Source organism: Corallococcus silvisoli (genome assembly GCF_009909145.1).
GTDB classification, from domain to species: Bacteria; Myxococcota; Myxococcia; order Myxococcales; family Myxococcaceae; genus Corallococcus; species Corallococcus silvisoli.
Genome location: NZ_JAAAPJ010000015.1, coordinates 137,618 through 159,782 on the forward strand (window position 1 = coordinate 137,618; position 22,165 = coordinate 159,782).

General features: G+C 70.3%; 15 protein-coding genes. 4 read left to right on the top strand and 11 right to left on the bottom strand.

Annotated features, from left to right (window positions below; all coding sequences use genetic code 11):
* Positions 1–38: 38 nt before the first annotated feature.
* Positions 39–830, bottom strand: coding sequence for a ParA family protein (locus tag GTY96_RS28025; RefSeq protein ID WP_143907567.1), 792 nt, complete (start codon positions 828–830; stop codon positions 39–41).
* Positions 831–6,025: 5,195 nt separating this feature from the next.
* Positions 6,026–6,418, bottom strand: coding sequence for a VOC family protein (locus tag GTY96_RS28030; RefSeq protein ID WP_143907565.1), 393 nt, complete (start codon positions 6,416–6,418; stop codon positions 6,026–6,028).
* Between the two features lie 278 nt (positions 6,419–6,696).
* On the opposite strand from GTY96_RS28030, the gene GTY96_RS28035 reads away from it, so the two are divergent.
* Entirely contained in the window at positions 6,697–7,653 is a 957-nt protein-coding gene (locus GTY96_RS28035; protein WP_161666327.1) for an oxidoreductase, read from the top strand.
* Here GTY96_RS28035 and GTY96_RS38625 read toward each other — a convergent pair.
* From GTY96_RS38625 to GTY96_RS28070, 7 genes are all read right to left on the bottom strand, one after another.
* Positions 7,643–8,563 (bottom strand): helix-turn-helix transcriptional regulator, encoded by a 921-nt coding sequence (locus GTY96_RS38625; RefSeq protein WP_143907561.1) that lies wholly within the window; start codon positions 8,561–8,563, stop codon positions 7,643–7,645. The genes GTY96_RS28035 and GTY96_RS38625 overlap by 11 nt on opposite strands.
* A 157-nt stretch (positions 8,564–8,720) precedes the next feature.
* Positions 8,721–9,374 (bottom strand): 16S rRNA (guanine(527)-N(7))-methyltransferase RsmG, encoded by a 654-nt coding sequence (rsmG, locus tag GTY96_RS28045; protein WP_143907559.1) that lies wholly within the window; start codon positions 9,372–9,374, stop codon positions 8,721–8,723.
* Between the two features lie 76 nt (positions 9,375–9,450).
* Positions 9,451–11,298 (bottom strand): tRNA uridine-5-carboxymethylaminomethyl(34) synthesis enzyme MnmG, encoded by a 1,848-nt coding sequence (gene mnmG, locus GTY96_RS28050; RefSeq protein WP_161666328.1) that lies wholly within the window; start codon positions 11,296–11,298, stop codon positions 9,451–9,453.
* Between the two features lie 522 nt (positions 11,299–11,820).
* On the bottom strand, positions 11,821–12,375 hold the full coding sequence (locus tag GTY96_RS28055) for a hypothetical protein (RefSeq protein ID WP_143907555.1): 555 nt from the start codon (positions 12,373–12,375) through the stop codon (positions 11,821–11,823).
* Positions 12,376–12,533: 158 nt separating this feature from the next.
* On the bottom strand, positions 12,534–13,211 hold the full coding sequence (locus tag GTY96_RS28060; RefSeq protein ID WP_161666329.1) for a glutathione S-transferase family protein: 678 nt from the start codon (positions 13,209–13,211) through the stop codon (positions 12,534–12,536).
* A 36-nt stretch (positions 13,212–13,247) separates the two neighbouring features.
* On the bottom strand, positions 13,248–13,709 hold the full coding sequence (locus tag GTY96_RS28065; RefSeq protein ID WP_143907552.1) for a macro domain-containing protein: 462 nt from the start codon (positions 13,707–13,709) through the stop codon (positions 13,248–13,250).
* Between the two features lie 42 nt (positions 13,710–13,751).
* Positions 13,752–16,562 carry a M16 family metallopeptidase gene (locus tag GTY96_RS28070; protein WP_161666330.1) on the bottom strand — a complete coding sequence of 937 codons (2,811 nt, stop codon included), beginning with the start codon at positions 16,560–16,562 and terminating at the stop codon, positions 13,752–13,754.
* Positions 16,563–16,793: 231 nt separating this feature from the next.
* Here GTY96_RS28070 and GTY96_RS28075 point away from each other — a divergent pair, with 231 nt between their 5' ends.
* On the top strand, positions 16,794–17,183 hold the full coding sequence (locus GTY96_RS28075) for a hypothetical protein (RefSeq protein WP_161666331.1): 390 nt from the start codon (positions 16,794–16,796) through the stop codon (positions 17,181–17,183).
* 20 nt (positions 17,184–17,203) lie between these two features.
* Here the strand turns inward: GTY96_RS28075 and GTY96_RS28080 are convergent, their stop codons facing one another.
* Complete coding sequence (locus GTY96_RS28080) at positions 17,204–18,190, bottom strand: aldo/keto reductase (RefSeq protein ID WP_143907549.1); 987 nt, start codon at positions 18,188–18,190, stop codon at positions 17,204–17,206.
* Positions 18,191–18,457: 267 nt separating this feature from the next.
* Between GTY96_RS28080 and sppA the strand changes: the two genes are divergently transcribed.
* A complete protein-coding gene (gene sppA, locus GTY96_RS28085) occupies positions 18,458–20,254 on the top strand; it encodes a signal peptide peptidase SppA (protein WP_143907548.1) in 1,797 nt (598 codons plus the stop codon).
* A 19-nt stretch (positions 20,255–20,273) separates the two neighbouring features.
* On the opposite strand, the gene GTY96_RS28090 is transcribed toward sppA, so the two are convergent.
* On the bottom strand, positions 20,274–20,837 hold the full coding sequence (locus tag GTY96_RS28090) for a cysteine dioxygenase (RefSeq protein ID WP_235685917.1): 564 nt from the start codon (positions 20,835–20,837) through the stop codon (positions 20,274–20,276).
* 331 nt (positions 20,838–21,168) lie between these two features.
* Between GTY96_RS28090 and GTY96_RS28095 the strand changes: the two genes are divergently transcribed.
* Entirely contained in the window at positions 21,169–22,164 is a 996-nt protein-coding gene (locus tag GTY96_RS28095; protein WP_143907544.1) for a GspE/PulE/PilB domain-containing protein, read from the top strand.
* The last annotated feature ends 1 nt before the right edge of the window (position 22,165 follow it).

A 22,165-nucleotide genomic window follows, 5' to 3' on the forward strand; every position in this document is an offset into this window, starting at 1 on the left:
CACCCGGTCCCACCATTCGCTTCGAATGAAGCGACCGGTCAGGCGACCCGGCGCTTGGACGGCTTGGGGCTGTCCCGGCGCATCAGCTCGCGGCCGAGCGCCAGGTAGCTCTCGCAGCCCTTCGACTTGATGTCATAGAGGATGATGGGCTTGCCGAAGGACGGGCACTCGGACAGGCGCACGTTGCGCGGCACGACGGCCTGGAACACCTGGTCCTTGAAGTAGCCGCGCACCTCGTCGACGACCTGGTGCGCGATGTTGGCCCGCGCGTCGAACATGGTGAGCAGGATGCCCTCCATCTTCAGCGACGGGTTGAGCCCCTGCTTGACCAGGTCGATGGTGTGCGTGAGCTGCGACAGGCCCTCCAGCGCGTAGTACTCGCACTGGAGCGGGATGAGGACGGAGTCCGCGGTGACGAGCGCGTTGAGCGTGAGCAGGCCGAGCGAGGGCGGACAGTCGATGATGATGTAGTCGTACTTGTCCTTGAGCGGCAGCAGGGCTTCGCGCAGGCGGAACTCGCGGCGCTCCAGGCCGACCAGTTCGACTTCCGCGCCGGTGAGGTCGGGCGTGGCGGGGATGACCTGGAGGAAGCGCAGCTCGGTGGGGTGGATGAGCTCGGAGGCGGGGCGACCGCCGAGGAGTGCGTCGTAGACGGTGCCGTGGAGGGCGTCGCGCTTGAGGCCCAGGCCGCTGCCTGCGTTGCCCTGAGGGTCCATGTCCACCAGCAGGGTGCGGCGCTCCGCGGACGCGAGACTCGCGGCGAGGTTGATGGCGGTGGTGGTCTTACCCACCCCGCCCTTCTGGTTGGAGATGCAGATGATACGACCCACGTGGCCCATCCTCTCTCGCTCCGGCTGGGCCGGAGCCCACACTCATTCGTGCTCGAGAAGCACGGCTTAGTGCTGATCAGGCAGCTAGCACGGGGTTCGAGGACGGATCAATTTCCCATCCATGTGGGCGGCGGCGACCCTGCCCGGCCCCTCGCTCGGGGGGCCGTGGAAGCTCTAGAGGGGTGGGAATTCGTGATGAACGGGCGCCGGATGAGCCTGCCTGGCTGCTTGTGGGCGCGCGTTCCGGTGGGTTGGTTTTTTCGAGGGGTCCGCGACGGGAAGGCGCGTGCGGCTTCGCGGGTCCGGCGTTTCACGTGGAACGCAGCGGGTATGGATCCACCGTCGACGGATGTGAACGCCGCGCGGCTTCGTGGCACTTCGGGATGGCCGTCGTTCCGGTGTGCTTGCCCGCGCCACGACATCCAGCCGATGGCGTGGGTGAACGCCCGATGACCTCTGCTGCCGCATCGCCGTGAGGATTCGCCATTGCGTGAGCGCCGCGCGACCTCGCGGCGCCGTTGCGGAGAGTTCCTGCCGCCATGCACGTCCGCGCCTGGGTCCTCCATTCCACGGCACGCATGAACGCCGCGCGGATTCGCGAAACCGACGACGACCTCCGACGAAGCGCGGCCTTGAGTCCCGCGCTGTCCCCTCCACGCGAACACCATGCGGTTTCGCGGCACCAGTGGCGACTTCTGCCGGAGCGCGACCTTGAGTCCTCGTGCCGGCCCCTTCATGCGAACACCACTCGGTTTCACGGCACCGGCGACAACCTCGGCCGCAACGCCACCTTGAGACCTCGTGCCGCCCCCGGCATGTACGGGCGCCTCATGGAGGCTCGGCACCAGAGATGACCTCGGTCGCCGCGATGCCGTGAGTCCCCGCATCGCGGCACGACCAAACGCCGCGCGGCTCCACCGCGCTCCGACAGCATCCGCCGCGAAGCCACCGTGAGTGCCCGCATCGCGGCACGCAGGAACGCCTCGCGACTCCACCACACCACCGACAACCTCTACCGAAGCGCGGCATTGAGTCCTCCCGGTGCCTCCTCCCCGTGAAGACTTCGAGGCATCACCGACGACCTCGGTCGCAACGCTGCATTGAGTCTCCGTGCCCCCTCCACGTGAACGCTTCCCGGCATCACGGCATCACCGACGACCTTCGCCTCAGCGCCGCTCTGAGTGGCTCGCATCGCAGCACGCACGGACGCTTCTTGGCTTCGAGACACCACCGACGACTCCGGTCGCAACACTGCATTGAGTCCCCATGCCCCCTCCACGTGAACGCTTCCCGGCATCACGGTCCCACTGACGACCTCCGCCACAGTGCCGCCTTGAGTGCTCGCACCGCAGCACGACCGGGCGACTCGCGGCTTCGAGGCACCACCGACGACTCCGGTCGCAACGCTGCATTGAGTCCTCGTGCCCCGTGCCCCCTCCACGTGAACGCTTCCCGGCATCACGGCACCACCGACGACCTTCGCCTCAGCACCGCTTTGAGTGGCTCGCATCGCAGCACGCACGGACGTCTCTCGGCTTCGAGGCACCACCGACGACTCCGGTCGCAACGCTGCATTGAGTCCTCGTGCCCCCTCCACGTGAACGCCTCCCGGCATCACGGCCCCACTGACGACCTCCGCCACAGTGCCGCCTTGAGTGCTCGCACCGCAGCACGACCGGGCGACTCGCGGCTTCGCTACGGCACCGACAACCTCGGTCACAACGCTGCCTTGAGTCCTCGTGCTGCCCCCTCCCCTGGCACGCACGGATGCCTCGGGCCACGCGACACCACTGACGACCTCTGTCCCAGAGATGGCTTGAGTGCCTGCACCGCACCGCGAACGAACGCCTGACGCCTTCACTGCACCGACGACGACCTCCGCCGCAGAGCGACCTCGAGTACCCGCGCCGCAGCACGTGCGAACGCCTCGCGGCTTCACGGCACCACCTCCGCCGCAGCACCCGCCTTGAGTGCTCGCACCGCACTCGAACGCCTCGCGGCTTCACGGCACCACCTCCGCCGCAGCACCCGCCTTGAGTGCTCGCACCGCACCGCGCGCGAACGCCTCACGGCTTCAGCCGACGAACTCCGCCGCAACGCCACCGTGAGTGCCTGCATCGCAGCACGCGCGAACGCCTCACGGCATGACGGCTTCCGCCTCCGCATCGGTCGCACCGCGCCCACCACGCGATTCATGACCCCACGTGCTGCCTCCGCGCGGAGCGCCCTTGTCGCCATGACGGATGCCCGCGTCGACTCCACTTCCGGCACGCATCAACGTCGCGCGGGATCGCGACACCTCGATGGCGGCCTTTCGGCCCCCCGCTTTGACTCCATGGGCTCACGCGCCCAACTCAGTCCTGTTCGCCCAAGTGCTCGTGGCCTCGCATCCGCCGCGAACGAAGCGGCCGTTGGACTTCCTCCGCGACCGCATGCCGCACAGGGTTCGCGAAACCGCATGAGCTCTTCGCGTGGCCCCTGTTCCACGTGGAACAGCCACGCGGTGTTGGCCAACGCCACCGGATGCGCGGCCCAGGTCCCGTATCGGAGATGCGTGCTTCAGCGAGGACCCGGCACGGGAGACTCGAACCTCAACGCAGGCCGTGGGAACCGGGCTCACGCATCCGCCAGGCGGTGCGTCGTCATCGCGCGCCGCGAACAGGCCGCGCAGGGATGCCAGATGTTCCACGTGGAACACCGTCATGCGGAGGCACCCCTCTGGCGGCATGGCGCCGGATTCGCGGCCGTAGGTTCGGGGCCATGCCGGACAGCCGCAGGCGGCGTGAATGTCTGTCGTGGCACGAGGGGACCTCAGTCGACGCGCGCGTGCGCATGCGGTCCAGTGGTCGCTCGATTCGGCGGATGACCGGATGGGGATGGCGGACGTTCCACGTGGAACACCGTCATGCGAAGGCACCCCACTGGCGGCATGGCGCCGGATTCGCGGCCGTAGGTTCGGGGCCATGCCGGACAGCTGCAGACGACGTGAACGACTTTCGTGGCACGCGGGGACCTCAGTCGACGCGCGTGCGCACGCGCTCCAGTGGTCGCTCGATTCACCGGATGAGGATGGCGGACGTTCCACGTGGAACACCGTCATGCGGAGGCACCCATCAGCAACGCGGCGTCCGTTCCGCGGCTTCGAGTTCGCCGCTCACAGGCCATGCACGTCATGAACTGCGTGGACACCCCTTCGCGGCACTTCGGAGCGTTCAGCGCATCCCGTAAGGGGGGCGGCGTGGAGCGGTGCCGCCATGGGGCTTCCCCTGTTCCACGTGGAACACGTGCTGGCGTTCCTTGAGTGATCACCTCGCGCGGACATGACGACAGCCGATGCGCGGGAACGGTTCAGCGCATCCATCCGCGACAGCGGGCCACGCATGCATCCACGGCTGACGTTCCACGTGGAACACGCCCCCAAGACACCCTGGCTTGGAAACGAACCGAACCCCTTCAGCGACGCGTGATTCAGCGTCGAGGTTGAAGGGCGAGGCACCAGACAGGTGCTTCCTTCAGGGTGCTTCGTTCCGCATCCGCGGCCGCCCAGAAGTGCTGAAGGTGCCCCACGGATCCGACGACTGGAGGCCACCGCTCACGAGGCAGGCATCCGTGATGTGCCTCCGTTCATGCGGCCTGTCCGCCACATCCGAGCCGTGCCTCCAGCACGGCAACCGATGCGTTGATGGCCGGAGTCCAAGCAACCAGGAGGGCCCTCTCTTGGGCCGTGTTCCACGTGGAACATGCGCGAGGCCGCGCCCTCCTGGCCCCACCCCTCGCGCTCCATCAAGTGCTCCACGGCAGGCATCACTGGCGGCACATGAAGCGTCCGGCCCGCTCCTTCCTCGCGAGTTGAAGCGGCACATCGATGCACCGGATCCCGGGCAGGAGGCCGGCCGTGTTCCACGTGGAACACCGTGCGCCCGGACCGGGGCTCCCTTGTCCATCGGGTGCTCCACGCGGCCTGTGCTGCTTTCCTTTCATGGATCCATCGAACCAACGCCACGCCGCGAATCCCGTGCACGCGGTGCGGTTCGATGGCGCCGCTCCAACCAGCGGCAGTTGGGGGGCGCTGGATGACGCTGTCAGGACACGCGTCGGGACCACCGCGAAGCCGGACTCCATTGTGCGGCGTTCCCATCGAACGACCCGCGCCAACACGAGCCGCGCATCGCGGGCGGGGACATCACGGATAGGGCCGTTCGCCATGCGCCCCTCTCTCGCTTCAGCCTCCACTGCGCTGGGTGTTCCACGTGGAACAGGGGCCGCGTGTCTTGAAGCGGATCCACCTCGGTTCGCGGCGGCACCGATGGCCTCCGCTTGAACATGCTTGTCGGCGGTCATCCTCCGCGGGACCGTGGCCATCGTTCGTGGATGCACCATCGATGGCTGAGTGAGCTGCACTTCGTCCTCGCTCCTGCGCATCCATCGCGGGGCTCAGGCGCGGACGCTCCACGTGGAACAGCAGGAAGGGCCACGGCTCCAGAAGCGGACCTTGCTCATCCCGTGGTGGCCTCGACACGCGGCGCGCTGGATCCAGCGTGCGCCCCCATCCGCTGCCTGGCTTCACTTGCGTGAGGGCATGGGACCCCACAAGCAGACCGTAACGGTCCCCAGTCACGGGTCATCGGTTCAGCAACGCTGGTATCCGTTCCGATTCCCGATTCGGCGCCCGTTCTGATTCCCACGGCGGCATCCGCACAGGCCCTGTGACGGCACCCACCAGGACCTCTGTCCCCACGCCCCGCCACCCGCGCATGTGGCCGTGCTCGCGCGCGAGGGTTCGCCATCCATGCGGTGAGCCCGCTCACCAGCAGCGGCTTCACCCACCGCGCCTCGCACGGTGCAGCCATGACGAACCCCACCGCGTCGACCCGCGCGAGTCCTCTGGCTGGCGCTTTCGTGTGGGTTGCTCGCGACAACACGGCGCGCCCATCAGGACCTCACGCGCGAACCGAAGCCGGCGACTTCGGCGCGTTGGAGGTCACGCTGTTCCACGTGGAACACGGTCCGGCGGCATCGGCTCTCATGGGCTGCCCCAAGAACCCAGCACAGGACCGCTCAACGAATGGGACTCACCTTCGTGGACCCGCGCGCCCTGGCATCTCGGCGGCCGGTGCGTTCCGCGCGCCGGTTCGAGTCCGCGCCCGGGGCCCGGGAAAAAACCAGGTCCCCTCCCCTGCCCCGGCGTCCCTGCTTCAGCGCGGCCAGGCCGCGCGTTGAATCACGACGCGGTAGCCGTCCGGATCCTCGAAGGTCTTACCGTTCACATCCCAGTACGGATTGCGCGAGGACACCGGCGCGAAGCCCGCGCCCTCCATGCGCTGGACCCGGGCCGACCACGCCTCGGGGTCCGGCACGTAGAACACCAACAGGTGGTCCTGGGAGGGCGCTCGGGGTGCCTCGTGTCCGTGCTCGACCGTGAACTCCAGGTGATACGGCGCCCCTGGATGCCCCAGCATCACGCCGTCAAAACCCGCGTGGTCCGCGAACTCGCCCAGCACCTCGAAGCCCAGCCCATCCCGGTAGAAGCGCACCACCGCCTCCAGGTCCCGTGCCGGCCTCGCTACCCGCAGCTTCGCTGTGTCCATGTGTCGTGCCTCCTCGCCATCACTTGCCGCGGACCTCATCACGAACCGCTTCCGAAAACCGGTGGGGCCCCGGCCCCCAGGACAGCTCGCTCCGCCGGCCGTCAGCGATGTACCCCGGATCCGCTGAGGCCCTCCCCTCCTCCCGGACCGAGCCAGGGGATGCGAAGACAACGGCAGGAACCGGCGGGGTGCTCCCGGCCGGACGCATCCGGGTGGTGCCGGTCATAGGATGAAGGGACGCTCTTTTCGCGCGGGCCGCGAACCTTCAGGTTGCGCCCATGACCACGAACCAGAAACCCCTCCCCTCCGGCTTCGGCGCCCGCACCACCGCGCGCGAGGTGCTGGGCGACAAGCGACTCGACGGCGCCATCGCCATCGTGACCGGCGGCTACGCGGGCATCGGACTGGAGACGACTCGCGCGCTCCAGGCCGCCGGCGCGACCGTCGTCGTCCCCGCCCGCACGCCTGACAAGGCACGCGCGGCGCTCGCCGGGCTGGAGCGCGTGGAGCTGGAACACCTGGAGCTGGGCGAACCCGCGTCCATCGATGCGTTCGCCTCGCGCCTCCTCGCGTCCGGCCGGCCCCTCCACATGCTGATCAACAACGCGGGCATCATGGCCACCCCGCTCCGTCGGGATGCGCGCGGCTTCGAGTCCCAGTTCGCCACCAACCACCTGGGCCACTTCCAGCTCACCGCCCGGCTCTGGCCCGCGCTTCGAAAGGCGAACGGCGCGCGCGTCGTCTCCCTGTCGTCGCGCGGCCACTGGAACTCCGGCGTCGACTTCGAGGACACCCACTTCGAGCGGCGCCCCTACGACAAGTGGGTCGCTTACGGGCAGTCGAAGACGGCGAACATCCTCTTCGCGCTCGGGCTCGATGCACGGGGAGAAGCCCACCGCGTGCGCGCGTTCTCCGTCCACCCCGGGGCCATCATGACGGACCTGGTGCGCTCCATGTCCGAAGAGGAGGTCCGCGCCGCCGTCGAGTCCGCGAACAAGCTGGCCCCGATGAAGACCCCCGAACAGGGCGCGGCCACCAGCGTCTGGTGCGCGACCAGCCCCCAACTGGACGGCATGGGCGGCGTCTACTGCGAGGACGTGGACATCGCCCAGGTGGCGGCGGCCAACGACGAGACCTCGCGGCGGGGCGTGAAGGCGTGGGCGGTGGATCCGGCCCTCGCCGACAGGCTGTGGGCGCGGAGCGAGGCGTGGACCGGCGTGCGGTTCACTCCGTGATGCGTGGGAACAGCTTCCGCGCGCGCTCCATGCTGACCCCGGGGCGCGGCGCGTAGAACGAGACGCGGAGCACGTGACCGTCGGGCTCCGCGTGCAGGAGCGTGACGTTCTCGAACTCGATGGGGCCCAGCTCGGGGTGGATGATCACCTTCAGCATCTCGGGGAACTCGACCACGTCGTGCTCGCCCCAGAGGCGCGCGAACTCCGGGCTGGACTCCACCAGCCTCGCCGCGAGCGAGTCGAACGCCTCCCGGTTGGCCGCGCGCGCGGCGTCGAGGCGAAAGCCCGCCACGGCCCTGCGCGCGGCGGCCTCCCACTCCGGCATGCGGGCCCGCCGTTCCGGGTTCATGAACAGCGACCACAACCCGTTGCGATGTTCGACGGGCAAGGCATCCAGGTCCCCGTAGACGAGAGACGCCGCTTCGTTCCACGCGAGCACGTCCCAGCGCTGCGTTGAAACCAACGCCGGATAGGGGTGGGCCTCCAGGATCCGCCGGAGGGCGATGCTGACGGTGGTGGGGGTCATCAACGGACGCGCCGCCGGCCGTCCCTGCGCCAGTTCAAAGAGGTGCGCGCGTTCGGTCGGCGTCAGGCGGAGCGCGAGCGAGAGGCGCTCCAGCAATGGCTCCGACACGTGGATGTCCCGCCCCTGCTCGAGCCACGTGTACCAACTCACCCCGACATCCGCGAGCCGGGCCAGCTCCTCGCGACGAAGGCCCGGCGTGCGCCGCCGGCTGCTCGATGGCAGGCCCACGTCCTCCGGATGCACACGCGCACGGCGGCTGCGGAGGAAGTGCGCGAGCTCCGCGCGCCCAGGACTTCGAGGGGTGGCCGTCACGCGCCCGAAGGTTAGGCGATGGGCGCATGCGCGGCACCGCCGGCCTGCGCTCCCCTCCCCTTCCGCGAACACCCTCCCGGACGGCCCACGGGAACTTCACGGATCCGAAGCGAGGCTCGCGGCCAGCCGCATCGGGCGCGTGCCTGTCATCAGATGAAGGGGCGCTCTTTTCGCGCGGGACGCGGACCTTCAGGTCGCGCCCCTGCCTCCGAACCAGCGCTCCCCTCCCCTACTCCTTCGCGAACACCGCGACCTGTCGCTCGGCACCGGAGAACGGGAGCCGGTACGCGCGAGCGGACACCACGCGCAGGTTCCGCTCCGACGCTCGCGCCCGCAGCTCCGCGTCCGTCTGCGCCTTGCCGAGCATCGCCACCACGCGCCCGCCCTCCTCCACGTACGCGGGCGCCAGCGCGAGCCAGTCCGGCAGGTCCATGAACGCCCGCGCGATGAGCACCTGCGCGCGCGGAATCCCCTCCACCTCCGGCTTCCCCTCCGCTCGCGCATGCAGGCCGCGCACGCCGATGAGGCCCAGGCTCGCCGCCGCCGCCTTGATGAACGCGACCTTCTTTCCCACCGCGTCCACCAACGTCACGCCCATCGCGGGCAACACCAGCTTGAGCGGCAGTCCCGGGAAGCCCGCGCCCGCGCCCAAATCCAGGAGCGACGCCGCGCCCGTCACCTCCGGCAGCACCGCCAGCGAGTCCAGGAAGTGCTTCTCCAGCACCTCCTCCGGCGCGGTGATGGCCGTGAGGTTCACCTTCGCGTTCCACTTCAGGAGCTCCGCCATCAGCCGCTGCAGCCGAGGGCCCACGTCCTCGCCCACCGACACGCCCAACGCACTGCATCCCGAGGCCAGCTGATCTGCGAACCGCGCGTTATCCACAACACCTCCACCCCGAAGGGCCCTTCAAGTCCTTGGAATCACTCAGGGGAAATGGATCCCCAGAAATATCCACACGTTATCCACAGCCCTGTTCCTGATCACTTGACGGCCCCTGCCCGCGCTTGATCGCCACCCGGAGCAGCGACACCGCGGCGGGGGTCAGGCCTGGAATCCGGCGCGCCTGCCCCACCGTCGCGGGCCGATGCGTCGACAACTTCTCCACCGCCTCCGTGCTCAGGCCGCGCACGTCCTCGAAGCGGAACGCCTCCGGGATGCGCCAACGGTCGGAGGCCTCCGACTCGCGCGCCGCCGCCCGGGCCGCCTGCGCGATGTAGCCCTCGTACTTCACCTCGACCTCCACCTCCTCGGCGACGTCGGAGGCGAGAGGTGGGAAGTCCTCGCGTCCTTCCGCGAGCTGCGCGTACGTCACCTCCGGGCGCTTGAGCCGCGGCGCCAGGCCGACGCGCTTGAGCCGGGCCACCTCTCCCGTCACCGCGTGGGCCCGCGCCTCCGCGCGCTCCAGGGCCTCGCTCGGGAGCAGCCCCACGCGGTGGCCGTGCTTCGCGAGGCGCAGGTCCGCGTTCCCCTCGCGCAGCTTGAGCCGGTGCTCGGAGCGGCTGGTGAACATGCGGAACGGTTCGTCCACGCCCTTCGTCACCAGGTCGTCCACGAGCACCGCGCCGTGCGCCTCGTCGCGGCCGATGACGAGCGGCGGTTCGCCCTTCACCTGGAGCGCCGCCTGGATGCCGGCCCACAAGCCCTGGAAGGCGGCCTCCTCGTAGCCGGAGGTGCCGTTGAGCTGCCCCGCGAAGTACAGGCCCGCGACGGCCTTCGTCTCCAGCGTGGGGTGCAGCTGCGTGGGCGGCGCGTAGTCGTACTCCACCGCGTACCCGTAGCGGATCACCTCCACGCGGGAGAGGCCGGGGATGGTGCGAAGGAAGTCCCACTGCACGTCCGCGGGCATGCTCGTGGACAGGCCCGCGGGGTACACGAGCGGTGACAGGGGCCCCTCTGGCTCCAGGAACACCTGATGCCGTTCGCGCGCGGCGAAGCGCACCACCTTGTCCTCCAGTGACGGGCAGTAGCGCGGCCCCCGCCCCACGATGTCCCCCTGGAACAGGGGCGAGCGGTGCAGGTTGTCGCGCAAGAGCCGGTGGGTCGCCTCGGTGGTGGCGGTGAGGCCGCACGTGACGCCAGGCTGGCGCGGGAATGGCGCTCCCGCCGCGAGCTCCCCCCGCGTGCGCCAGGAGAACGGACGCACGCCCGCGTCGCCGGGCTGCGGCGTGACGGCATCCCAGTCAATGCTGTCGCGGGACAGGCGCGCGGGCGTGCCCGTCTTGAAGCGGCCCAGCGTGAAGCCCAGGGCGTGCAGCGAATCCGACAGGCCCCGGGCCGCGTCATCCCCCAGCCGGCCACCGACCTCCTTCTGCTCCCCCACGTGCATCAGGGCGCGCAGGAAGGTGCCGGTGGTGAGGAGCACCGCGCGGGCGACGACCTGCGTGCCGTCCCCCAGCACCACGCCCCGGACACGCCCGCCCTCCGAGACGACGGCGGACACCTCGGCCTCGCGCACGGTGAGGTTCGGCTGGGTGAAGAGCACGGCCTGCATGCCGGCGGCGTAGGCGTCGCGGTCGCAGAGGATGCGGGTGGCCTGCACCGCGGGGCCCTTGGAGGGATTGAGCGTCTTCAGGTGCGTGCCCGCGAGGTCCGCCGCGCGCCCCATCTGGCCGCCGAGCGCATCCAGCTCACGCACCAGGTGGCCCTTGGCGGTGCCGCCCACGGCGGGGTTGCAGCTCATCACGGCGGCGCGCTCGCGCTTGAGCGTCACCCCCAGCGTGGACAGGCCCATGCGTGCGCACGCGAGCGCCGCCTCACAGCCGGCGTGGCCCAGCCCCACCACCACGATGTCGTATCGGAGTTCCATCGCGTCACGGCGCCCGGAAGGAACCGAGGCCCCGCGTGGGGTATCACGCCCGGACGCATCCGTGGCAAGCCGGGGCGCGCGGACCCCCTCCACCGGACGGTCCCCTCCCCTGCCCGCCCCCTGGGCCGGGAGCGCGAGGAAAAGACAGACACGGTGGCGCCCCAGTTACGGGAGCACGCGAGGCGGACAGTGGGAGGGGTAACAACGCCGCCCGCCTCGCGCGCACCGGTCATCGTGGTTCCGTCCCAGGGCGCGCCCGACACACCGGTGGCGTCTGGCCCTGCGACGGCGATGGCATCCATGGGACCTGCCTGCACGGGTCCCCCGGTCCCGTGCCTTCACATGGCGTCGCGCACACGGGAGACAGAGCCTGCCCGTGCGGTGAGGGCGCATGGGGTTGTCGGACTCGAACCTGCGAGGCCGGCCGTCCTCCCGTGTGCGCGACGGGGGAAGGTATAGCGGGGGGGTCTGACATTCCCGGTTCCGGGCCGTGAAGCGGGCCCCGGAACCGGGCTTCCGGCGTCAGCGCGTGGGCAGCGGGTTCGCCGTGGGGCAGTGCACGTTCTCCGGGCAGCGCCCATCCGACTTCGGGATGCACGCGCCGCAGCACTCCATCTCGTCCGGCTGGCACGCCGGCACGCACGCCCCGCACCGCACCACGCCGCCGCAGCCGTCGTCCGCGGTGCCGCACTTCAGCCCCAGCGACGAGCACGTCGCGCGCTGGCAGACGCAGCGGTCGTCCACGCAGGACTCGTTGGGTCCGCACCCCGGGGCGCAGGTGCTGGTGGGACCCGCGGTGCCCCGCTTCGGCTCCGAGGCCACCGGCGGCGCCACGCAGCGGCCCCGCGAGCACGTGCCCGCCTCGCAGTCGCCACAGTCGATGACACCGCCACAGCCATCCGGCGTCCGCCCACAGGCCACCATCGCCTGCGAGCACGTCGCCGGAGCACAGCCATCCGGCGCCACGTTGTCCCGCGACGCGCGCACCGACTCTCCCCCACCCGACGTGCACGCCCCGAACAACCCCAGCGCCAGACACAGCCCCGCCCACCGGCCCAGACTCCGCACCGCTCCCATGTCGTCCACTCCTCGCTCCGGAGGGCCCCGAATCGGCCCTCGAGAGACTTGAACGGGCGAACCGCCACGGAGGTCTGGGCGGGCCCGGCCCCCATCATGCGCACGCCGGAGCGGAATGTCCGGCGGCGCGGGTCGGGAACCCGGGACGGGAACGGGCGTCAGCGCTGGATGAGGCCGCGAGCGCTCTCGATGCGCTGCGCGGCCGTCCTCGCGTCCTCCTGCTTGCGCGGCGTGGGCACGTCCAGTCCGCGCTGCGCTGCGGGCCGGCTCTCGATGGCGGCCAGCCACCGCTGCACGCCCGGCAGCCCCTCCACCGACACCCCGGCCCAGTCGTGTGAACGCACCCAGGCCCAGTTCGCGATGTCCGCGATGCTGTAGTCCCCCGCCAGGTACTCGTGGTCCTTCAGCTGGCGCTCCAGCACCGTGTACAGGCGGCGCGTCTCGTTCTGGTACCGGTCGATGGCTGGCTGGAGCTTCTCCGGGAAGTAGCGGAAGAAGACGTTGGCCTGTCCCTGCATCGGGCCCACGCCGCCCATCTGGAACATCAGCCACTGCATGACGCGGGAGCGGCCCTTCGCGTCCGTGGGCATCAGCCGGCCCGTCTTCTCCGCCAGGTACACCAGGATGGCGCCGGATTCGAAGACGGCGAAGTCTCCCTCCGCGCGGTCCACGATGGCTGGGATGCGGCCGTTGGGATTGATGGCCAGGAACGCGGGCTGTTTCTGCACGCCCGTGGAGATGTCCAGCGCATGCACCGTGTATGGCAGCGCCAGCTCCTCCAGCGCCACCGACACCTTGAACCCATTCGGCGTGCCCCACGTATACAGGTCAATCATCACGGCCTCCGCTTCGCGTGTAGAACGTGCGCTCGTCTAACGGCGGAAGCGCACCACGCGCACGTCGAAAGCGGGCGCGTCGCTCAAGGTCTCGCGCATCAGCTCCAGCGCGCGGTCCTCGTTGAAGCTCCCGGAGCCGGCGCCGATGATGGGGAACGCCACGGACTGGAAGCCGTGCTCCCGGGCCCGCTCCAGCGCGTGGCGCACCGAGTCCTGGATGGACCGGGCGGACGCGCGCCACAGCATGTCAATGCCCGCGACGTGGATGATGCCCTTGAAGGGCAGGCGCCCCGGGCCCGTGACCACCGCCGAGCCCAGGGGCATGGGCCCCACGCGCGCCAGCTCGCGGAAGGGCCCGGTGCCGCCCCGGCGCTTGATGGCGCCCGACACCCCCTGCGGCAACAGCAGCCACCAGGGGATGATGTTCCGGTTCCACGCATTGACGATGGCGTCCACCGGCTGTTCCAGCAGATCGCCTTCCACGATTCGCACGGGCATGAGCGCCCGAGCCTACCGCATCCCATCAATGCCAGACACGCTTCATGGCGCCGCGTTCGCCTTGGTCGGCGCGGGTGCCTGCTTCGCCGCCGCGGCGAAGTCGCCCGCGCGCACGACGGTGGCCTGGCTCCAGTCCACGTGGTTCGCCAATGCCTTGCGCACGTCCTCCGGCGTCAGCTTCTGGAGCTTCGCCTCCAGCGCCGCGTCGAACATCAACGTGCGGCCCAGATACAGGTCGTCGGCCAGCCGCTGCGACAGGTTCCCGTCCTGGGCCCGCGCGGACTGGCGGTACTCCAGGAGGCCCGAGCGCGCCTTGTCCAGCTCCTGCTGGGTGAAGCCCTTCTGCACGGCGCGGGTGACCTCCTCGCGCATGGCGGCCTCCAGCTTCTCAACGTTCTGCGGCGCGTAGATGGCGTAGGTGACGAACGAGCCCACCGCGTCCAGGTCCCCCGCGGAGGCGCTGCTGCCCACGCCGTAGGACAGGCCTTCCTGCTGGCGCACGCGCGTGGCCAGCCGCGAGTTGAGGAAGCCGCCGCCCAGGATGAAGTTGCCCATCATCACGCCCGGCCAGTCCGCGTCGTCCTCGCGCAGCTTCAGCGTCTGTCCCGCGAGGAAGTACGCATTGGCCTTGTCCGGCGTCTCCAGCGCGACGGCCCGCGGGCCCACGGGCTGATAGGTCTTCTGCACGCGCGCGTAGGGCGCCGGGCTCTTCCACCCGTCGAACAGCGCGTTCGTGAGCGGGAGCAGCGCCTTCGCGTCGAAGTCTCCCACCACCGACAGCTCCCCGCGCGACGCGCCGTAGAACTGGCGGTGGAAGTCGCGCGCCTGCTCCAGCGTGACGTCCTTCACGTCGGACAGGCGCTCCTCCAGCGTGGGCACGTAGAACGGGTGGCCCTTGGGGTACCGCGCGTTGAGCACGCGCCAGAACGCGATGCTGGCCTGCGTCTGCGGTTCGCTGCGCTGCGACTCCAGCGCGGCCAGCCGCTCCTGCTTGAGGACGGCGAACTCGTTCGCGTCGAAGGCGGGCTCGCGCAGCACCTCGGCCATCAGCGTGAGGACCTCCGGGAGGCTCGCGCGCGGGCACTCGATGGAGAGGTTCGCGCCCAGCGCGCCGCCGTCCAGGCTCACGCGGGCCTTGAGCTTGTCGAGCGCGTCGGACAGCTGCTGGCGGGTGTGCTTCGTCGTGCCGCGCATCAGCATGCGGCCGGCGTACGCGGCGGCGGGCAGCTTGCCGCTCACGGTCTCCTCGGTGCCCCAGCGCAGGTTGAGGGTGAGGTTGACCATCTCGCCGCGCGTCTTCTTGGGGAGCAGCGCGTACTTCACCCCGGAGGACAGCTCGCCGCGCTGCACGCGCGACTCGATGTGGGCGGGGGAGGGGTCGAAGGCCTCGCCCTGGGCCACCAGCGCCTTGCCCTGGTAGCCGTCCACCGCCTTCGCCACGTCCACCGGAGGCGGCAGCTCCGAGCGGTCCGGCTTCGGCGTGGGCAGGAAGGTGCCCAGCGTGCGGTTGGAGCTCTTGAGGTACGCGGCGGCCACGCGGGTGACGTCCGCGGGCGTGACGGCCTCCACGCGGTCGCGGTGCAGGAAGAGCAGGCGCCAGTCGCCCACGGCGGCCCACTCGGAGAGGAGGATGGCGGCGCGCTCGGAGTTGTTGAGCAGCAGCTCCGTCTGCTTGGCGAGGCTCGTCTTCGCGCGGTTCACCTCTTCGTCGGTGAAGGGCGTGCGCGCGGCCTCCTCCACGGTCTTGAGCAGCGCGTCGCGCACGGGGCCCAGGGGCTGGTCCTGGCGGGCCTCGGCGCTGAAGCCGACGACGCCCGGGTCGCGCAGCTGGAAGTTGAAGGCCCCGGCGCGCGCGGCCTTCTTCGTCTCCACGAGCGCCTTGTAGAGGCGGCCGGAGGGCACGTCGCCCAGGACCTCGGTGAGCACGTCGATGGCGGCGAAGTCGGGGTGGGCGCCCTCGGGCACGTGGTAGAGGCTGGTGAGCAGTTGATTGTCGCCCACGCGGCGCAGCGTCACCTCGCGCTCACCATCCTGGGTGGGCTCCTGGGTGTACGTGAGGGGCACCGGCTCCGGGGGGCGCTGAAGCTTGCCGAAGGTGGACTGCACCAGGGCCAGGGCCTTCTCCGGCTGGAAGCGCCCGGCGATGGCGAGCACCGCGTTGTCCGGCCGGTAGTAGCGCCGGTAGAAGGCCTGGAGCCGGTCGATGGGCACGTGCTCCAGGTCCGCCTTGGCGCCGATGGTGGCCTTGCCGTAGTTGTGCCAGAGGTAGGCGGCGCTCATGGTGCGCTTGAAGAGGATGCCGCGCGGGTCGTTCTCACCGGACTCGAACTCGTTGCGCACGACGGTCATCTCGCTGTCGAGGTCCTTCTGGGCGATGAAGCTGTGGACCATGCGGTCCGCCTCGAAGGTGAGCGCCCACGTCAGGTTGTCGTCCGAGGCGGGCAGCGTCTCGTAGTAGTTGGTGCGATCCAACCAGGTGGTGCCATTGGGCCGCGCGCCGCGCTCGGTGAGGGCCTGGGGCACGTTGGGGGTGGTGGGCGTGCCCTTGAACATCAGGTGCTCGAGCAGGTGGGCCATGCCCGTCTCGCCGTAGCCTTCGTGCTTGCTGCCCACGAGGTAGGTGACGTTGACGGTGACGGTGGGCTTGGTCGGGTCCGGGAAGAGCAGGACGCGCAGGCCATTGGGCAGGCGGTATTCGGTGATGCCCTCCACGCTGGCCACGGGGGCGACCGGCTTCACGGGGGCCCGAGCCGTGACGGCGAGCTTCGCGGTGGGGGCCGGGGCACGGGCCCAGACGGGCGGGGCGGCCACGAGCAGGACGGCCAGCAGGGCGAGCGGGGTACGACGCGGCATGCGGTCCTCGGGGTGCGAAGGCGTGGGCACGGGACCTCTAACCGCTCCAGGGGGTCCCGCCATCCCGAGCCGAGTCATGCCCCCCGGGCAGGCATTCGCGCAAGGACCCGGACAGGATATTCCAGGTCGTATCTCCGGCTTCAAACCCCACGGGTTGTCATGTATCCTGGCGCGGATCCGATGTCAGGACGGGTTGGTAGGAAGCACGCGCTCCACCAGGGAGGAAACGGAATGGCGAAGGCGATGGGCGGGGACATGGTGCTGCAGCTCCTGCATGAGTTCCGCGAGCTGCAGGAGGAGTCACGGGTCCAGTTCGCGCGGACGGACAAGTCCCTGAAGGTGGTCAACACGAAGGTCCGGGTGCTCTTCAAGCGGACCCAGGTCCTCGCGAACCAGGTGCGAGCCTTCGCGGTTCAGTTGGATGAGTTCCGAGACAACGTGGGGGAGCTCACGACCCACGTGTCGACCCTGGCGAAGGAGCTGGACGGGGTCAAACGCGTGCAGACGAAGATGTTCGACCAGATGGGCCGCATGCTGCACCACCTGGCGGATGCGCAGGCCGCCGACCGCCAGCGCATCGTCGTGTTGGAGCAGCACGTGGAGGGGGCAGGGGAGCACTGAGCCCCGTGCCCCGCCGGCCCTCAGGCGTAGATGCCCCCCGGCGCCATGGCGGAGCCCGAGCCCAGCGCCTCCTCCACCTCGCGCACCTCCTCGGACGTCAGCCGGAGGTCCGCCGCGTGGATGAAGCCATCCACCTGCTTCGCGCTGCGCGCCCCCACGATGGCGGCGGTGACGGCCGGATCCCGCAGCACCCAGGCGATGGCCACCTCCGCGGGAGAGCGCCCATGCCGCGCGCCCACTTCGCGCATGCGCTCCACCAGGGCCAGGTGGTGCGACAGCTTCGGCTCCTGGAAGTCCGGGCTGCGGCGGCGCCAGTCGTCGTCTGGCATCTGCTGGATGCGCCCGCGCGTCATCGCGCCGGTGAGCAGCCCGGAGGCCATGGGGGAATACACGATGACGCCAATGCCTTGCTGCTGGCAGTAGGGCAACAGGTCATCCTCGATGTCCCGGTGGATGAGGGAGTAGGGCGGCTGCAGCGACGTCACCTTCGCGATCTTCTGCACCTGCTGCAATTGAGAGACATTGAAGTTGGACACGCCCAGCCAGCGCACCTTGCCCTGGCGTTGCAGCTCCGCCAGCGCCGTCCAGCCCTCTTCCAGCTCCGCCGTGGAGTCCACCGGCCAGTGCACCTGATACAAGTCAATGGCATCCACCTTCAGCCGACGCAGGGACGCCTCGCACTCCTTGCGCACCGACTCCGCGTTGAACGCGCGGCTGACGTCGCCCTGGTCATTCCAGACCATGGCGCACTTGGTGAAGACATACGGGCGCCGGTCGCGGCCCTGGAGCGCCTTCGCGACCACCTCCTCGGAGTGTCCCAGCCCATAGACCGCCGCGGTGTCGATCCAGTTGATGCCTGAATCCAGGGCGCGCTGGATGGCTTCGATGGACCGCGCGTCGTCCTGCGAACCCCAGGCGAACGCCCAGCCACCCCCGCCAATGGCCCACGCGCCAAAGCCCAGCGGGGTGAGGTCCATGTCTGAATTGCCCAACCGTCGCTTCTGCATCCCATGCCTCCTGGGGGCGGAAGGAGGGCACGGCGGTCCTCCCGCCGCGCCCGGCAGGCCCCTGGAGGGACGGTGTGCACCGTGGCGGCCCCTGCCCGGGCGCGGGTCCAGGCCCGCCCCCCATCCACCGGGACGGGCGTGCGCCGCGTCCCGTCCGCCTCTCACCATTGGGGAGCAGGCAAGCATCGTCGGGCGCGTGCGTTGATGGTAGGCCGCCTGGATGCGGGGGGCTGTCCCTCGGGCAGGTGGAACCAGGAGTCCTTCCGGATGAAACGCTTCTTCATTGGCGCGCTGGCCTTCATTGGAGCGCTGTCCATCCTCTTCGTGGTGGGTGTGGTGGGGCTGTTGATGCTCGCGTCGGCGAGCAAGCCGAGCGTGCCGTCGAACCTGGTGCTGGAGCTGGACCTGAAGCACCCGCTGCCGGAATACACGCTGGACACGTCGCTCGCGGGGGCCTTCGGGGACGAGCCCACGACGCTGCGGGACGTGGTGGAGGCGCTGGGCAAGGCCGGCACGGACCCCCGGGTGAAGGCGCTGGTGGTGCGCGTGGGGCAGCCGGGCAGCGCCGCGCAGGTGCAGGAGCTGCGGGACGCGGTGAAGGCCTTCCGCGCGACGGGCAAGCGGGCGGTGGCGTACGCGGACGGCTTCGGGGAGGCGGGCAACGGCACCGGCGCCTACTACCTGGCGAGCGCCTTCGACTCCGTCTACATCCAGCCCTCCGGCGACGTGGACGTCACCGGCCTGCTGATGGAGACGCCCTTCGCGCGCGACGCGTTCGCGAAGGTCGGGGTGAAGCCGGAGTTCGGCAAGCGCGCGGAGTACAAGAACGCCGTCAACACCTTCACCGACGAGTCCTACGGCGCCCCCCAGCGCGAGGCCACGGAGGCCTACGGCGGCAGCCTCTTCTCCCAGATCGTGAAGGGCGTGGCGGAGGGCCGCAAGCTGTCCGAGGACGAGGTGCGCGCCATCATCGACCGGGCTCCGTACATGGGCCAGCAGGCGGTGGACGCGAAGCTGGTGGACGGGCTGCGCTACCGCGACGAAATCTACGACGAGCTGAAGCAGCAGGCCGGCGACGGCGCGAAGTTCCTCTACGTGGACAAGTACCTGGAGCGCGCGGGCCGGCCCTACCAGACGGGGACCTCCATCGCGCTCATCTTCGGGGTGGGCGAGGTGCTCCGGGGCAAGAGCCAGTCCAACCCGCTCTCCGGCAGCGAGGTGATGGGCGGCGACACGGTGGCGGCGGCCTTCCGCAAGGCGGTGGAGGACCCCTCGGTGAAGGCCATCCTCTTCCGCGTGGACAGCCCGGGCGGCAGCTACTCCGCCAGCGACACCATCCGCCGCGAGGTGCAGCGGGCGCGCGAGGCGGGCAAGCCCGTCATCGTCTCCATGGGCACGTACGCGGCCAGCGGCGGCTACTTCGTGGCCATGGCCGGGGATAAAATCGTGGCCCAGCCGGGCACGCTGACGGGCAGCATCGGCGTGTACAACGGCAAGTTCGTCACGTCGGAGCTGTGGGCGAAGCTGGGCGTGAACTGGGACACCATCTCCTTCGGCAAGAACGCCACCTTCTCCAGCTCGGACTCGGAGTTCACGCCCGAGCAGCGCGCGAAGATGGAGTCCCAGTTGGACACCATCTACCTGGACTTCACCAGCCGCGCCGCCCAGGCGCGCAACATGCCGCTGGAGAAGCTGCAGGAGGTCGCGAAGGGGCGCGTGTGGACGGGCGAGGACGCGCTGGCGCGCGGGCTGGTGGACGCGCTCGGCGGCTACCCGAAGGCGCTGGAGCTGGTGAGGGAGGCCGCGAAGCTGGAGAAGGACGCCCCCCTCCGCATCGTGGTCTTCCCGCGCCCCAAGCCCACCGGACAGGTGCTGTCGGAGCTCCTGGGCAAGCACGAGGCGGACAACAGCGACGACGACGCCGCCGGCGCCCAGTCCGCGGTCGCGCCCCAGGTGCTGGAGCAGGTGCGGGCCGTGTACCGGGTGGGCGCGAAGCTGGGCCTGGGGGAGGAGGGCGTGGAAGGGCGCACGCTGTACGCGCCCATGCCGGAGCTGCGCTGGTAGGGGAGGGGACCGCCCCGCGTCAGAGGTGCACGGGGAGCGGCGCGCGGCCTTCGTTGGGCCGCACCAGCCGCCCGAAGACGCTGTGGTAGCGCAGGGTGTGTGACGCGCAGCGGTGGCGGCGCGGGTCGAAGACGAGGCAGTTCGCGACCGGGCCCGTGTAGACGTGCAGCGTCACGCCCGGGGCGGCGCCGGAGACGCTCACCCGGTGGATGGACGCGCTGGGGTCACGGAAGTCCACGTGCCCCGCGCCCACCGGGCCCACGCGCGAGGGCGGCCCCAGCCTCGCCCTGCCGGGCTCCGTCCCGCCCTCCAACAGCGGGTAGTTCTCCAGGAGGAATTCGCCGCGCTGGATGCTGAACCAGCACTCCTGGCCGTCATGGTCGTGGATGGGCGAGGCCACGCCCGCGGACCAGCAGTTGACGATGATCTCCAACCCCTCGTCGCGGTGGACGAGGTTGCGCGTGTAGCGGCCCGGCAGGAAGTGCAGGTAGGGCCTGAGGCTGGACGGAGCCACCCGCAGCCCCGCCAGGGCGGCGTCCACGCCCACGAGCCCCCCGGGGGACCCACGGCGTGCGCGGAGCATCCGCACGAATTCTCTCAGGCACGCATCAGCCATGCTTACAGGCTAGGAACGTCTGCGACATCCGGCCACCCTTGGGTCCACCTGTGAACGTCCGCCTCGTCGTCCCCCCCTCAAGGATTGGAGCGGGGTCCGTTGAAGGACAGCGAAGCCCCGGGTGGCTCCACGGGAAAGGGTACCGGATTTCCCAGCCCAGTTGGGAAATCGGATATCGCCGCCGCCAGCCTGGATGCGCTTTCGCTGTAATTTTACACCTTCCTGACGTAGAGGGGGAGGGTGTGATGGGCAGGTCGTCCCGGCCGAAGCACCGAGGGGGGCCGGAGGAGAGCGTGCGATGAAGAAGCGTCTGGGGGACATCCTGCTCGCGCGGGGTGTGGTGGATGCGTTGCAGTTGCAGTCGGCGCTGGCGTACCAGCGCAAGTGGGGCGTGGCGCTGGGGCAGGTGGTGGTGGATCAACGCTTCTGCACGGCGGAGGCGGTGTTGTCCGCGCTGGCGGCCCAGTCCGGAGTGGAGGCGGTGGACCTGGACACCCAGCCGCTGGACGCGTCGCTCGCGCGGTTGATTCCGCGCCGGGTGGCGGAGGCGAACCGGGTGGTCCCGCTGCGGCTGGAAGGGCAGGGGCCTCGCGACACGGTGCTGGTGGTGGCCCTGGCCGCGCCGGCGAGCCTGGCGACGCTGGACGTGGTGAAGAGCGTGTCCGGCAAGGCGCGGGTGGTGCCGAGGCTGGCCACGGACGCGGCGCTGGAGCGGGCCATCGGGCGGCTGTACCGGGGCGAGCCGGCGACACCTCAGCGCCGTCCCGGGATGGAGGGCTTCTCGCTGCCGGAGTGGGACGAAACGCTGCCCCTGGTGGTGGGCACGTCCCTGGCGGAGCTGACGGCCATGGAGGCTCCGACGGAAGCGCGGGACGTCCCGGGCCTGCCCATGCTGGCGCCCCTGGAGCCCGAGCGGACGCCGGTGCCCGAGCCGCGCGTGACGGTGCGCGAGCAAGTGCTGGTGTACGGCTGGGGCGCGGACGCGGCCGCCGGGCTGGTGCGGGTGCTGGGCGACGCGGGCTTCACGGTGAAGGTGGCGAGCACCGGGGACGTGTGCACCGCCAGCGAGTCGCAGGTGGTGGTGGCCCCGCTGCCCGCGATGGAGGTGCTGGCCCAGCGGCTGCGCGCGCAGGTGTTGGTCGCGGGCAAGACACCGGAGCGAGACCTGCATCGGGCGCAGGCGGTGCACGCCCGGGGTTTCGTGGCGGCGCCGGTGGATCCGGACCTGCTGCTGCGCGCGGTGCGGCGGCTGTCGCGCGCCTCCGAGGAAGCGCGCCTCAAGCACGCGAGCTGAC

What these genes read in the sequence shown, in the direction of transcription:
- GTY96_RS28035 (WP_161666327.1), top strand. Translation starts at nt 6,697, where the DNA reads ATGACCACGAACCAGAAACCCCTCCCCTCCGGCTTCGGCGCCCGCACC.
- GTY96_RS28055 (WP_143907555.1), bottom strand. Translation starts at nt 12,375, where the DNA reads ATGGGAGCGGTGCGGAGTCTGGGCCGGTGGGCGGGGCTGTGTCTGGCG.
- GTY96_RS28090 (WP_235685917.1), bottom strand. Translation starts at nt 20,837, where the DNA reads ATGCTCCGCGCACGCCGTGGGTCCCCCGGGGGGCTCGTGGGCGTGGAC.
- GTY96_RS28070 (WP_161666330.1), bottom strand. Translation starts at nt 16,562, where the DNA reads ATGCCGCGTCGTACCCCGCTCGCCCTGCTGGCCGTCCTGCTCGTGGCC.
- sppA (WP_143907548.1), top strand. Translation starts at nt 18,458, where the DNA reads ATGAAACGCTTCTTCATTGGCGCGCTGGCCTTCATTGGAGCGCTGTCC.
- GTY96_RS28080 (WP_143907549.1), bottom strand. Translation starts at nt 18,190, where the DNA reads ATGCAGAAGCGACGGTTGGGCAATTCAGACATGGACCTCACCCCGCTG.
- GTY96_RS28095 (WP_143907544.1), top strand. Translation starts at nt 21,169, where the DNA reads ATGAAGAAGCGTCTGGGGGACATCCTGCTCGCGCGGGGTGTGGTGGAT.
- GTY96_RS28060 (WP_161666329.1), bottom strand. Translation starts at nt 13,211, where the DNA reads ATGATTGACCTGTATACGTGGGGCACGCCGAATGGGTTCAAGGTGTCG.
- GTY96_RS28065 (WP_143907552.1), bottom strand. Translation starts at nt 13,709, where the DNA reads ATGCCCGTGCGAATCGTGGAAGGCGATCTGCTGGAACAGCCGGTGGAC.
- GTY96_RS28030 (WP_143907565.1), bottom strand. Translation starts at nt 6,418, where the DNA reads ATGGACACAGCGAAGCTGCGGGTAGCGAGGCCGGCACGGGACCTGGAG.
- GTY96_RS28075 (WP_161666331.1), top strand. Translation starts at nt 16,794, where the DNA reads ATGGCGAAGGCGATGGGCGGGGACATGGTGCTGCAGCTCCTGCATGAG.
- mnmG (WP_161666328.1), bottom strand. Translation starts at nt 11,298, where the DNA reads ATGGAACTCCGATACGACATCGTGGTGGTGGGGCTGGGCCACGCCGGC.